General features: G+C 68.1%; 9 protein-coding genes. 3 read left to right on the top strand and 6 right to left on the bottom strand.

Features of this window, described 5'->3' with window-relative positions; translation table 11 throughout:
• Window positions 1-6 precede the first annotated feature (6 nt).
• Genes ACYVJH_RS02875 through ACYVJH_RS02865 form a run of 3 tightly spaced genes read right to left on the bottom strand, consistent with a single transcriptional unit; the run spans window position 7 to window position 7,695 of the window.
• Complete coding sequence (locus tag ACYVJH_RS02875; protein ID WP_460453148.1) at window positions 7-3,096, bottom strand: efflux RND transporter permease subunit; 3,090 nt, start codon at window positions 3,094-3,096, stop codon at window positions 7-9.
• Window positions 3,093-6,527, bottom strand: a complete 3,435-nt coding sequence (locus tag ACYVJH_RS02870) for an efflux RND transporter permease subunit (RefSeq protein WP_460453147.1) — start codon at window positions 6,525-6,527, stop codon at window positions 3,093-3,095. The genes ACYVJH_RS02875 and ACYVJH_RS02870 overlap by 4 nt, the downstream gene beginning before the upstream one ends.
• Before the next feature lies 1 nt (window position 6,528).
• Window positions 6,529-7,695 (bottom strand): efflux RND transporter periplasmic adaptor subunit, encoded by a 1,167-nt coding sequence (locus tag ACYVJH_RS02865; protein ID WP_460453146.1) that lies wholly within the window; start codon window positions 7,693-7,695, stop codon window positions 6,529-6,531.
• Between the two features lie 207 nt (window positions 7,696-7,902).
• Here ACYVJH_RS02865 and ACYVJH_RS02860 point away from each other — a divergent pair, with 207 nt between their 5' ends.
• Together ACYVJH_RS02860 and ACYVJH_RS02855 are read left to right on the top strand one after the other, a co-directional pair.
• Window positions 7,903-8,229: a c-type cytochrome gene (locus ACYVJH_RS02860; RefSeq protein ID WP_460453145.1), complete on the top strand. Its 327-nt coding sequence runs from the start codon at window positions 7,903-7,905 to the stop codon at window positions 8,227-8,229.
• A gap of 11 nt (window positions 8,230-8,240) precedes the next feature.
• Complete coding sequence (locus ACYVJH_RS02855; protein WP_460453144.1) at window positions 8,241-8,594, top strand: c-type cytochrome; 354 nt, start codon at window positions 8,241-8,243, stop codon at window positions 8,592-8,594.
• A gap of 61 nt (window positions 8,595-8,655) precedes the next feature.
• On the opposite strand, the gene ACYVJH_RS02850 is transcribed toward ACYVJH_RS02855, so the two are convergent.
• Both ACYVJH_RS02850 and ACYVJH_RS02845 read right to left on the bottom strand, forming a co-directional pair.
• On the bottom strand, window positions 8,656-10,203 hold the full coding sequence (locus ACYVJH_RS02850) for a hypothetical protein (protein WP_460453143.1): 1,548 nt from the start codon (window positions 10,201-10,203) through the stop codon (window positions 8,656-8,658).
• Between the two features lie 87 nt (window positions 10,204-10,290).
• Window positions 10,291-10,878 (bottom strand): NfuA family Fe-S biogenesis protein, encoded by a 588-nt coding sequence (locus ACYVJH_RS02845; protein ID WP_460453142.1) that lies wholly within the window; start codon window positions 10,876-10,878, stop codon window positions 10,291-10,293.
• Between the two features lie 57 nt (window positions 10,879-10,935).
• Between ACYVJH_RS02845 and ACYVJH_RS02840 the strand changes: the two genes are divergently transcribed.
• On the top strand, window positions 10,936-11,280 hold the full coding sequence (locus ACYVJH_RS02840) for a 4a-hydroxytetrahydrobiopterin dehydratase (RefSeq protein ID WP_460453141.1): 345 nt from the start codon (window positions 10,936-10,938) through the stop codon (window positions 11,278-11,280).
• A 26-nt stretch (window positions 11,281-11,306) separates the two neighbouring features.
• On the opposite strand, the gene ACYVJH_RS02835 is transcribed toward ACYVJH_RS02840, so the two are convergent.
• Window positions 11,307-12,269: an RluA family pseudouridine synthase gene (locus ACYVJH_RS02835; protein WP_460453140.1), complete on the bottom strand. Its 963-nt coding sequence runs from the start codon at window positions 12,267-12,269 to the stop codon at window positions 11,307-11,309.
• Window positions 12,270-12,515: the final 246 nt, after the last annotated feature.

Below are 12,515 nucleotides of genomic sequence, written 5' to 3'. Positions count from 1 at the left end.
GTCCGGTCAGCCGCTGACCACCGCCCCGCCCAGCGGCGCCTTGGCGCGGGCCTGGGCGATGCGGCGGGAGACGGCCAGGCTCATGTCGTCCAGGATCGCGTAGATGGTCGGCAGGAACAGCAGGCTCACCAGCGTGGAGAAGGCCAGGCCACCGGCGATCGCGCGCGCCATCGGGTAATACGGCGGGCCGCTGCCGGCCATCTGGGTGGTGCTCAGCGCGATCGGCACCATACCCAGGATCGCCGTGCCCATGGTCATCAGGATCGGCCGCAGGCGGTCTCGACTGCCCTGCACCAGGGCCGTAGTCCGGTCCATGCCCTTCCGGCGCAGCGTATTGATGTGCTCGACCATCACGATGCCGTTGTTCACCACCACGCCCATCAGCACCAATATGCCGATCGAGGCCATGATCGTGAACACCGTGCCGGTGATCCAGAACAGCCAGAACACCCCGAAGATCGAGAACACGATGCTGCTCATGATCGCCGCCGGGAACAGCAGCGACTCGAACACCGCCGCCATCACCACATAGATCATCAGCAGGGCGATGAGGGTGTTGAAGGCCATCTGCGCACCGGCTTCGTCGTTCTGCCGGAAGATGCCGTCGAAGCTCCAGTGGTAGCCCGGCGGCAGGCTCAGCCCGCCCAGCACCTCTTCCATGGCCTTGCGGGCATCGGGCGCGGTCACGCCCTCGCCCAGGTTGGACTGGATGTTGAGCGTGGTGCGGCGGTTCTGCCGGAAGACCTGGGTCGCGGCTTCCTGGGTGTCGACCCGCACCAGGGCCAGCAGCGGGATCGCCGTGCCATCGGGGGCGCGCAGCGTGAAGCCGGCCAGGTCCTGGACGCCGAACTGTTCGGAGCCGTCGAAACGCACCCACACGGGAACCTCGGACTCGCCGCGCCGGAACTCGCGCAGCGGCGTTCCGCGCAGCGCGGTGCCGACGTAGCGGGCAACTTCCTCGGCGCTGAAACCATAGGTGAGGGCCTTGTCGCGGTCGACGCTGATCGCCAGCTCCGAGTTTTCGTCGCCGGTATCCACGCGCACGTCGCGCAGTTCGGTGCGCCGGTCGAGCAGGGGCACGATTTCCTCGGCCAGCCGCTTGAGCTGTTCGGACGAGTCACCGATCAGCGACACCTGCACCGTGTCGCTGTTGCCACCCCCGCCCTGCCGTCCGCCCTGTTCGAAGCCGACGGTGGCGCGAGCCGACTTGGGCATGTCCTTGCGGATCTGATCCATGATCTCGAGCGGGTCGCGCAGGCCGCCGCCTTCGTTGCGCAGCGTGACCTTGGTGCCGGCCCAGCCCTGTTCGCTGTACCAGGAGTAGATCTGCTCGATCTGCAGTTCCTCACGGTTCTGGTCGAGGAAACGTTCGACCCGCAGCACTTCCTCGGAAATCTGCGGCAGCGAGTAGGCGCCGTTCCAGCGGTAGAACATGTCCAGCTCGCGGCCCGGCTCCTGGTAGAAGAAGTCGGTCTTGGTCTGGGTCATCGGCACCACGCTGACGGCCACGATGAGCAGGATGCCGCCGACGCTGGTCCAGCGATGGCGCAGCGTCCAGTCCAGGAAATCGGCATAGCGGTCCTGCATGCGCGCAATCAGGCCAGTGCGGGCCGTGGCCGCGGGCGGCGTCTTCATGCGCGCCGACAGCATCGGGATCAGGCTGATCGCCACCAGCCACGAGGCCAGCAGCGACACCGTGATCGTGACCGCGATCTGCACCATGAAGATGCTGATCTGGTTGGTTTCGCCAAACAGGTTGGGCACGAACACGATGCAGTGGCACAGGGTGCCGGCCGACAGTGCGATGGCCACGTGCTTGGTGCCGATGATCGAGGCGTAGCGCGGGTTGCCCGGGTGCTTTTCGCGCTCTTGGTAGATGCTCTCCACCACCACCACGGCGTTGTCCACCAGCATGCCGACCGCCAGCAGCAGGCCCATCATCGTCAGCACGTTCAGGGTCACGCCCAGGAAGTGCATGAAACCCAGGGTCATGATGAAGCAGATCGGGATCGCCAGGCTGACCATCAGCGTCGACGGCCAGTGCCGCAGGAAGAAGAACAGCACCGCCACCGACAGCACCAGGCCGATGATGCCGGCCTCGGTGAGTTCGAGCAGCGAACCGGTGACGTTGTCGCCCTGGTTGTCGATCAGGATCATGCGCACGCCCTTGAAATCGGACTCCCGGCCGATCTGCTCGATCTCGGCCATGACCGTGCGCGAAACCTCCACCAGGTTGGCGTTGCGTTCCTTGAAGACGTCGATGCCGACCGCCGGGCGCCCCTCAAGGCGGCGGCCGTAATTCATGCGCTGGGGCTTGAGCCGCACGTCGGCGACCTGTTCCAGGCGCAGGCCGTTGGCGCCGACCACCAGTTCGCGCAGCTCCTGGATGTCGCGAAGCTCGCCCACCGGTTGCACGCGCAGGCGGCGAGCGCCGTCCTCGATGGTGCCGGCCGAGACCGAGAAGTTCACGCCCTGCAGGGTCATGGCCAGTTCGTTGAGGCTCAGGCCATGCGCCGCCAGGCGGTCGGGGTCGATCGCCACCTCGACTTCGCTGGGCGTGGCACCGGAGATATCGACGCGGGCGACGCCCGGCATGCGCTCGAGCCGGCGCTTGAGCTTGAGGTCGATCAGGTCGTATTCGTTGGTGAGGTCGCGTTCGCTGGCCAGGCGCACCCGCAGCACGGGTTCGTCGCTGGTCGAGAACTTCATCACCCGGTAGCGCTGGAAGTCGTCCGGCAGTTCGTCGCGGATGGCGTCAATGCGCTCGCGCGCCTCCGAGGCCAGCACTTCGACGTCGCGGTCCCAGTCGGAGAACTCGATCCAGACGCTGCCGCCATCGGCCCGGCTCATCGAGTTGAGGTTCTTGATGCCCTGCAGGGTGGACAGGGCCTCTTCGACCGGGCGCACCAGGCTCTGCTCGACCTCGTCAGGGGTCGAGCCCGGGTACGGCAGCTCGACCGCGATGAAGGGCGCATTGAGATCGGGGAACTGTTCCAGCGGCAGGCGGAAGGCGGCGATCAGGCCGATGACCACCATGGACACGAAGAACATGATCGCCGACACCGGCCGGCGCAGGCTGAGTTCGGCGATGGTCATGCGCGCGCACCTTCCGGTTCGCCGCCATCTTCCTCGATGACGATGGGCTTGGCGCGGGCGACGTAACTTTCGTCGCTGCGGCGGTCAAGCAGGTTGTAGACCACCGGAATCACCACCAGGGTCAGCAGCGTCGACACCGCCAGGCCACCGATGACCGTCATGGCCATCGGCGCGCGCACCTCGGCGCCCTCACCGGTGGCCAGGGCCATCGGCAGGAAGCCCAGCAGGGCCGTCAGCGACGTCATCGCGATCGGGCGCAGGCGCGAGGAGGCGCCCTGCAGGATGGCGTCGTGCTTGGGCACGCCGGCGATGCGCAGCTGGTTGACCTTGTCGATCAGGATGATGGCGTTCTTCACCACGATACCCACCAGCAGGATCAGGCCGATGAAGACCACCACCGACAGCGTCGCGCCGGTGATGAACAGCGCCAGCACCGCGCCCACCATGGCCAGCGGGATGGTGAACATGATCACGAAGGGATGCAGCAGCGACTCGAACTGCGACGCCATGACCAGGTAGACTAGGAAGATCGCCAGGCCGAAGGCAAAGACCAGCGAGGCCACCGACGCGGCGAGCTCTTCACCCTGGCCACCGATGCGCATGCCGACGCCGGTGCCCAGCGGGTTTTCCGCCACCAGGCGTTCGACTTCGGCCACGGCGGAGCCCAGGTCGCCGTAGGCCAGGCCCGAGGACACCACGGCGACGCGGCCCTGGTTGGCATGGCGGATCTCGCCGGGACCCGTGGTCTGGATGACCTCGGCCACGGCGTCCAGGGTCACCGGCACGGTGGCCTCCGGATTGACGATCAGCTTGCGGATGTCGTCCACCGAGGCGCGGTCGTCCTCGCGGGAACGCACCAGCACGTCGATCTTGCGGTCGTTGAAGCTGTAGCGGGTCGCCACTTCACCGCGCACCTTGCGCACGACCTGGTCGGCGACCTGGCGCGTGGTCAGGCCCAGCGCCGCGGCCCGCTGCTGGTCGAAGCGGATCTGGATCTCGGGATAGCCCTCGGCCACCGACGACTTGATGTCCACGAAGCGGTCGGAGCCTTCCATCAGCGCCACCAGGCGCTGGCCGGCCTGCTCCAGGTCGCCCAGGTCGGCGCCGTGCAGCTCGATTTCCAGCGGCGTGGAGAAGCTGAAGATCTCCGGCCGGCCGAAGCTGACTTCGGCGCCCGGGAATCGCTGCTCCATCGTCCGGCGCAGGCTGTCGGTCGCCGCCGCTTCGGTGGCTTCGTCGTAACCCTCGCCCAGCACCACGGTCAGGGTGCCGATGTTTTCACCCGATTCGGTGGGGCTGGCATCGAGTCGCGTGCCGCTGCCGCTGACGCCGTAGAGCGCGCGCACGCCAGGCTCGCCGGCATGCTGCTGCTGCACCGTGCGCATCAGCGCATCGGTGTCGCGCAGCTGCGTGCCGGCGGGCAGCTTGACGGTCATCTCGAAGCGGTCCTGCGCCAGCTGCGGGATCATGTCCAGGCCCAGGGTCGGCACCAGGGCCAGGGCCAGCACGAAGGCCAGCGCGGCGGAGGCAAGCACCCGGCCCGGGCGGGCCAGGGCCGCCGGCAGCAGCCGCGCGTAACGACGTTCGGCCCAGTCGTAGGGCTTCATCACGTAGCCGCCGACCCACGACAGCACGCGACCCAGGGGCACGATGACGGCGCGGAACAGCGTCGTCACCAGCCAGGAGATGGCGAACACCAGGATCCCGATCAGGGACCCCAGGCCATAGCGAACCCGGTGGCCCATGCGCAGCAACGCGCTGTTGGGCTCGGCCTGGGACACCGGCGCCTCGTCCGGGAAACCCAGCGGCGCCTTCGCCTTGAGCGAGGACAGCATCGGGATCAGGGTCAGCGAAACGACCAGCGACATCAGGATGGCGATCGAGATGGTCAGCGCCTGGTCCTTGAACAACTGCCCAGCCACGCCTTCGACGAATACCAGCGGCAGGAACACCGCGACGTTGGTCAGCGTCGACGCCACGACGGCCATGCTGACTTCCTTGGTGCCGGCCACCGCCGCCTCGACGATTCCCAGCCCGCGCTCGCGGGCCTTGGCGATGGATTCGAGCACCACGATCGAGTCATCCACCACCAGGCCAGTGGCCAGGGCGAGACCACCCAGGGACATCACGTTCAGGCTGAGGCTGAACTGGTCCATGAAAAAGAACGTGGCGATCAGGGAAATCGGCAGCGACAGCGAAATGACGAAGGTGCTCCAGCCATCGCGCAGGAAGAAGAAGATCAGAAGGATTGCCAAACCGCCGCCGAACAGGGCGTCGAAGCGCACGTCGGCAAGGGCCTGGCGGATGAAGACGGCCTGGTCGTCGACCACCGTCAGCTCGATGCCGGCCGGCAGCTCGCGGCGCAGCCGCTCGAGGTTGGCGTGCACCGCGTCCGCGACGCTGACGGTGTTGGCGTCACCTTCCTTGTAGATCGCCAGCTCGACGGCTTCGTTGCCCGCCAGCCGGATGATCGATTCGCGTTCCTTGAACCCCTGGGTCACCGTGGCGACGTCGCCAAGGCGGATCGCCTGGCCGCCACCGGCGACGTTGGCGCCGCCGGTGGCGGCGCTCTGTGCCGACGCGGACGCGGCCAGGGCCTCGGCCGAACCGGTCATTGCGGCAACACGCGCCGCGGCCGCGGCGGCTTCCTGGGCCGCGGAATTGCCGCCGCCGGCGGTGCGCGCCGTGACCAGCATGTCGCGGATCTGTTCGATGTCGGCGAACTGGTTGACCGTGCGCACCAGGTAGCGCTGGGTGCCGTCCTCGATGCGGCCGCCGGAAATATTGACGTTCTCGGCGCCGAGGCGGTCGATGATGGTGCCGATGCCCAGGTTGAGCTGCGCCAGCTTCTGCTGGTCGATCTCGACTTGGACTTCGTCCTCCAGGCCACCGCCGGCCTTGACCGCGGCCACGCCTTCAACGGGCTCGAGCTGTTTCTTGAGTTCTTCGTCGGCATAGCGGCGCAGCCGCACCAGCGAGGCATCGCTGGTCTGCTGGGCGGCGTCGGACAGCACCAGGCGCATCACCGGCTCGGTGGACGGGTTGAATCGCAGCAGCACCGGCTGCTCGGCCTCAAGCGGCAGGTTGAGCGTTTCGAGCTTGTCGCGCACCTCCAGGCCGGCGCGATCCATGTCGGTACCCCAGGCGAACTCGAGCACCACGTCACTCTGGCCGGTGCGCGACACCGACTTGAGCTTGCGCAGGCCCTTGACCACGCCCACGGCCTCTTCGACCGGTTCGCTGATCAGGGTTTCGATCTCGGCCGGTGCCGCACCCGTGTATTCGGTGCGCACGGTCAGGGTGGGATAGCTCAGGTCCGGCAGCAGGTTGACCGGCAGCGCGCCGAGGCCAATCAGGCCGAACAGGACGAAGGTCAGCGTCACCATGAACACGGTGACGCGACGGCGGACGGAGAACTCGGCGAGGCTCATGTCAGCGGCCGGCCTTGGCCGCGTCGGCGACCTGGGCCGCGTCGAGGCTGGCGGCGGTCGGCGGATTCAGCACTTCGACGGCGGCGCCGTCGCGCAGGGCGACCTTGCCGGCGGTGACCACCTGGTCGCCTTCGACCAGGCCCTTGCGAACCTCGGCCAGTTCGCCGCTCAGGTGGCCGAGCTCGATCGGCACGCGCACGGCCTTGCTGTCACGCACGGCGAACACCGCGGTCTCACCGGCATCCTGCAGCAGCGCCGAGCGCGGCACGGTCAGCGCGTCGCTGCGCTGGTCGTACACGACCTCGATGCGGCCGAACATGCCCGGGCGCAGGCCTTCGCCGCCCGGGAAGGCGGTGACCACGCGGAAGGTGCCGCTGCCGGCGTCCACCACCGGGCTGACGCGGTCGATCACGCCTTCGAAGACGTCGCCGGGCATGGCGTCGGCGGTCATGCGCACCGTCAGGCCTTCCTGCATCGTCGCCAGGTCACGCTCGGGCACGTTGAGCACCGCTTCCAGGCGCGAGGTGTCGACGATCCGGAACAGGCTGGAATTGAGCTGGATCAGGTTGCCGGGCTTGACCGCGCGGGCGGCGATGACGCCGTCGATGGGCGCGACGATATTGGTGTACGACAGCTCCAGCTGGGCCAGCTGGTAGGCCGCGCGCGCGGCCTCGAGGTCGTAGCGGATCTGGTCGCTGGCTTCGGCGCTGACGAGCTTGGATTCAAGCAGTTCCTGCGAGCGGCGGTAGTTGTTCTCGAGCTTGCGCACGGTGGCGCGGGCGCGCTCCATTTCCAGGCGCGGGCGCTCGGGGTCGATGCGGGCCAGCACCTGGCCGGCCTTCACCTGGTCGCCCTCTTCGGCCAGCAGCTGCAGCAGCACGCCCGAGGTCTTGGCGACGACCTGGGCCTCGCCCGGCGCTTCCAGGTTGGCGGTGCCGGTGAAGCTGGCTGCTATCGGGCGCTTGGCGACCGCCGCCACTTCGACCGGCACGGCATCGACCTTCTTTTCGTCGGTCTTGCCCTTTTCGGCTTGGGCGGTGGTTTCGGCCTCGCTGGCCTCGCCTTCGGCCGGCGGTTCGGCCCCGCCACAGCCCGCAAGCACCAGGGAGATCGCCAGGGCCAGCGCGGCGAGGGAATGGGTCGGCGTCACGGTACGGGAAGTCTTCATGGGGGCGGCTTCTGGCTGGGGTGTTGTAGTTGAATAGAACAGTACAGGACGGGCCCGGAGACCCGCACATGCCGGAAGTCAGGATGCCGACCGGTGAAGAAGGGTTGCGGCGGCGTCGGCCCTACCCCTCGTCTCGGGAAGGATGCTCCGGCTATACTTTCGGTTTACGCCGCACCATCCGACCCTTCAGAGCCGGAACAAACACTGATGAAGCGAATCCTGTTGCCCGCCGCCAGCCTGGCGCTTGCCCTCGCCGCCCTGCCCGCCGCCGCCAGCGGCGATGCCGAGAACGGCAAGTCGCTGTTCTATACCTGCACCGGCTGCCACGGCATCGAAGACTACAAAAACGCCTACCCGACCTACCGCGTCCCGAAGGTCGGCGGCCAGAACGAGGCCTACCTCGTCGCCGCCCTCGCCGCGTACAAGAAGGGCGAGCGCAAGCACCCGACCATGCGGGCCCAGGCCGAGTCCTTCTCCGACCAGGAGATCGCGGACATCGCTGCCTACCTGTCCAGTGTGAAGACCGAGAAGTGAGGGCCTCGCATATGAATTCCATCCGTACCCTCGCCGCCCTGTCCCTGCTGGCCCTGGCATGCCCGGCCGTCGCCGCCGGCCCGACCGGCAACGTCGCCGCCGGCCAGGAAAAGTCCAAGACCTGCGCCGCCTGCCACGGCCCGACCGGCAACGAGTCGCTGGACCCGACCTACCCGAAGCTGGCCGGCCAGTACCCCGAGTACCTGGCCAAGGCGCTGCACGACTATCGTTCGGGCGATCGCCAGAACGCGATCATGGCCGGCATGGCCGCCGCCCTCACCGACGAGGACATCGACGACCTGTCGGCGTTCTACGCGGCGCAGGAAGGCGACCTGCAGGACCTGAGCGACGTCGACCAGCGCTAGACGCGAGGCTGTCGCCGCAAACCGGAAGGCCCCGCAACGCGGGGCCTTTTGTTTGGGGGCCCTAGCCGGGGGGCATGGTGTCCCTGGCCGGCGGCTTGCGGCACTCGATGTCATAGAGGGCGCGCGTACGCCGCCACGCGGCATGGCTTTGCGGGTCGACGATCTGCTCCCACCACAGGGCACACTGGCGCTGTTCTTCCGGGCTGAGCGTCGCGGGGTCGTCTCCGGGGTTGATCACGGCGTCGTTGTCGTTGGCATTGACGATGCCACAGCTGCCGCCGGCGGCGAGCAGGACCACCACGCAGCGCACCTTGGATCCGGGACTGCCCGGGATCGGGATGTCCACCTGCATCGCGGAAGCCTCGACCGCCTTTTCCAGCAATTCGGTGAGCAGGTCGTTGCTGGGACGCCAGGCGGCGTCGAAGCGAGTGGGTTCGTATTCGAGCACCTTGCGACGCTTCATGAACTTCTCGGCCTCCTCCAGGCCCGGCTGGCGGAAGCCGAAGCGGCGGTCGTCACCGCCCGACTCGGCGACCTGTTCGCGCACCTCATCGGGCAAGGCCAGGGAGCCGTCCGGGTTGTACAGCGACAGCGAGCCGCGACTTGGCGTGGGTTCGACCGCCTGGAGCGCCGGAGAGCCCGAGCGTGTCTGCGGCGCCCACACGTCCGCCGCCTGCTGCGCGGGGGATGGCGGCGGCGGCGGGGACTCGCCGGCAGCCGTCGCTTCGTCGATCTCGATCGGTTCGAGCGTGATCGGGTCGATGACGATCCGGGTCTTCTTTTTCTTGTCGGGATCCAGCGGCTCGAAATCCACCGTCGGCCGGGTGCGCTCGATGTCGGTGGTGTCGAGCACCGGCGCCAACGCGACGCCGGGCGTCGGCCTGGGCAGGTCGGTGCGTGGCGTGGGTTCGATGCTCGGCGCCTGGGCCTGGACGCGCGCCAGCTCGGGCGGCGGCGGCGCGTCCTCGATCGCGATGTCCACGGTGACCGGCGATGGCCGCGGCACCGGCGAATCAAAGACCGGCTCGGGCACCTCCACGGCATCGAGCACCGGGCGGTCGAGGGCTGGCAGTTCCACTTCGATTTCGGGCTCGGGCTCCGGCTCGGGTTCCGGGACAGGCTCGGGTTCCGGCTCGGGTTCCGGCTCCGGCTCCGGCTCCGGCTCCGGCTCCGGCTCAGGTTCTGGCTCAGGTTCTGGAACAGGCTCGGGCTCGGGCTCCGGCTCGGGCTCCGGTTCGGGCTCCGGCTCCGGCTCGGGCTCCGGCTTGGGTTCGGGTTCGGGTTCCGGCTCGGGTTCCGGCTCTGGTTCCGGAACAGGCTCAGGCACGGGTTCCGGTTCCGGTTCCGGTTCCGGCAAGGGCTCGGGCTCCGGCTCGGAAATGGGCTCCAGGAACACCAGCGTGGTTTCACGCGGCGGCGGCGGCAGCGGATCCACCCATCGGCCCGAGTCCAGGACCCAGAACGCCAGCAGGTGGCCACCGGTGATGATCAGCCACAGGCCGATGCGCAGGCGCATCGGTATCGGATCGGCGTCGGGGATCGGACGCCAGGGGTGGTCGGCATCGACCAGGACCTGCGCGGGATCGGGAGTCTCGATGTCTTCGGTCACGGTCCACGCGCAGGGAAAAGGCCCGGAGAGACTAACGACCTACCATGAGAAAAAACGGTTAAGCCGGAAGACGGTCCGACCCCGCGTTCAGCCCCGGGCTATGTAGGGCGCGCTGCCGGTGCTGTGATCGGTGGCGTCGCGCACGGCGGTGACTTCGGGGAACCGGGCCACCATCTGTTTCTCGATGCCCTGCTTGAGCGTCACGTCGGCCATGCCGCAACCATGGCAGCCGCCGCCGAACCTGAGGTAAACCACGCCATCGGCGTCGATCGAATCCAGCGCCACCCGGCCCTTGTGCGAAGCCAGCTGCGGATTGATCTCGGACTCGATCAGCCAGCGCACGCGTTCGACCAGGCTGGCGTCGGTGCCCGGGGTTTCACCCTTGATGCGCGGCGCGCGGATGTTGAGCTGGCCGCCGGTGGCCGTGCTGGCGTAATCGATTTCCGCCGAGTCCAGGTAGGGCACGCTGGCGCCGTCGACGAACAGGGTGAAACCCTCGCACTCGATCGCCCACTCGTCGCCGAGCAGGTCGCCGTTGTCGCAGAACTCCAGGCGCGCATCGGCACGCGGCGTTCCCGGCTCGACCGCGGACAGGCGGATGCCGACGGCATCCCCTCCCTGGGTTTCGAGCAGGCGGCGGAAATAGGTCTGGGCGTTGTCGGACAGGTTGATCATGCCGTGCATTCTAGCCCCGGGGCCTATACTTGGCTGCTCCCGCACCGGAACGCTGTCATGACCACGATCAATGAACTCGCCGATCGCCGCTGCCAGCCGCTCAAAGGCCCGCAGCACCTGCTCGACGCCCCGTCCGTGTCCGCGCGCCTGTCCGCCCTGCCCGGCTGGACCCTGGCCGACGAGGGCCAGGCCATCACCCGGACCTTCAAGTTCCCCGACTATTACCGGACCATGGCCTTCGTGAACGCCCTGGCCTACGTCGCCCACGCTGAAGACCACCATCCGGACCTGGGCGTTCATTACGACCGTGCCGTGGTGCGTTATTCCACCCACGACGTCGGTGGGCTGAGCGAAAACGACTTCACCTGCGCCGCCAAGGCCGAGCTGCTGGCCGGCGAATAAACGGCGAATAAACGACGGCAGCCTGCTCAGGCCAGGCGGTCGAGCACCGCCACCAGGTCGTCCGAGAGAGGCGCGTTCAGCAGGTAGGGCTTGGCACCCTTCTCCAGCGCGAATTCGATCGATGCCGCGTGGAGGAACAGCCGGCGCAGGCCGGCCTGTTCGGCCAGGCGCTTGTTGGCCTCGCGGTCGCCGTATTTTTCGTCGCCCGCCACCGGGTGGCCCAGGTGGGCGGCGTGAACGCGGATCTGGTGGGTGCGGCCGGTCTCGATGCGCACCTCGCAGAAGCTGTGGCCGCCACGGCGCTCGAGCACCTTCACGTGGCTGACCGACGGTTTGCCGGACGGATCGACCCGCACCATGCGTTCGCCGCCCTGCAGCACCGACTTCTGCAGCGGGGCATCCACGGTCAGGGTACCGTTGGGCACGCGGCCGACCAGCAGCGCCAGGTAGCGCTTGGACGGGCCCTCGTCGTCCTCGCCGGCACGCATCAGTGCCTGCAGTTCCAGCAGGGCCGAACGCTTCTTGGCCAGCACCAGCACGCCGGAGGTGTCGCGGTCGAGCCGGTGCACCAGTTCCAGGGGCTCACCCGGGCGCATGGCCCGCAGCGCCTCGATGACACCGAAGCTGATGCCGCTGCCGCCGTGCGTGGCGATGCCGCTGGGCTTGTTGATGGCCAGCAGGGCCTTGTCCTCGAAGACGATGCTGGCCGCCAGGCGCTCGAGCATGCCCTTGGGTGGTACCCGGACCTCGCCCGGCTCGGCCAGGCGCACGGGCGGGATGCGCACTTCATCGCCCCCTGACAGGCGGCTGTCGGCCTTGGCCCGCTTGCCGTTGATCCGCACCTGGCCGCTGCGCACGAGCTTGTAGACCAGGCTCCGGGGCGCGCCCTTGAGCTGCAGCAGCAGGAAATTGTCCAGCCGCTGGCCGTCCCGGTCTTCCGGGACCCGGACCAGTCTCACGCCGGTCGAGACGTCTTGGTTTGCCGCCATGGGGGTTGCACCTATACAATCACTGGGCGAGATAACGTCCTGATTTCGCAGGGGCTCCCCGGCCAAAAGCCGACCCCTGAGAATCCCGAGGAACCGCTACCACACCCCACGGGGGTGACCATGTTAGCCGGTGCCGAAGGCGGACGGATATTGCCGCAGGCTCGCGAGCCTGCGAACACCGGACACCGCGAGGCGGGGTCCGGGCCCTAAGACCGAACAAACAAAACAAGCGCTCCCGTGGGTACG

This window comes from Arenimonas aestuarii (genome assembly GCF_054781715.1).
The sequence above is the reverse complement of the archived record's forward strand: the minus strand, read 5'-3'. Positions and strand labels throughout refer to the sequence as shown.

Coding starts and splice junctions, on each gene's coding strand:
- ACYVJH_RS02835 (WP_460453140.1), bottom strand. CDS start 12,269: ATGGCGGCAAACCAAGACGTCTCGACCGGCGTGAGACTGGTCCGGGTC.
- ACYVJH_RS02845 (WP_460453142.1), bottom strand. CDS start 10,878: ATGATCAACCTGTCCGACAACGCCCAGACCTATTTCCGCCGCCTGCTC.
- ACYVJH_RS02860 (WP_460453145.1), top strand. CDS start 7,903: ATGAAGCGAATCCTGTTGCCCGCCGCCAGCCTGGCGCTTGCCCTCGCC.
- ACYVJH_RS02870 (WP_460453147.1), bottom strand. CDS start 6,527: ATGAGCCTCGCCGAGTTCTCCGTCCGCCGTCGCGTCACCGTGTTCATG.
- ACYVJH_RS02865 (WP_460453146.1), bottom strand. CDS start 7,695: ATGAAGACTTCCCGTACCGTGACGCCGACCCATTCCCTCGCCGCGCTG.
- ACYVJH_RS02840 (WP_460453141.1), top strand. CDS start 10,936: ATGACCACGATCAATGAACTCGCCGATCGCCGCTGCCAGCCGCTCAAA.
- ACYVJH_RS02875 (WP_460453148.1), bottom strand. CDS start 3,096: ATGACCATCGCCGAACTCAGCCTGCGCCGGCCGGTGTCGGCGATCATG.
- ACYVJH_RS02855 (WP_460453144.1), top strand. CDS start 8,241: ATGAATTCCATCCGTACCCTCGCCGCCCTGTCCCTGCTGGCCCTGGCA.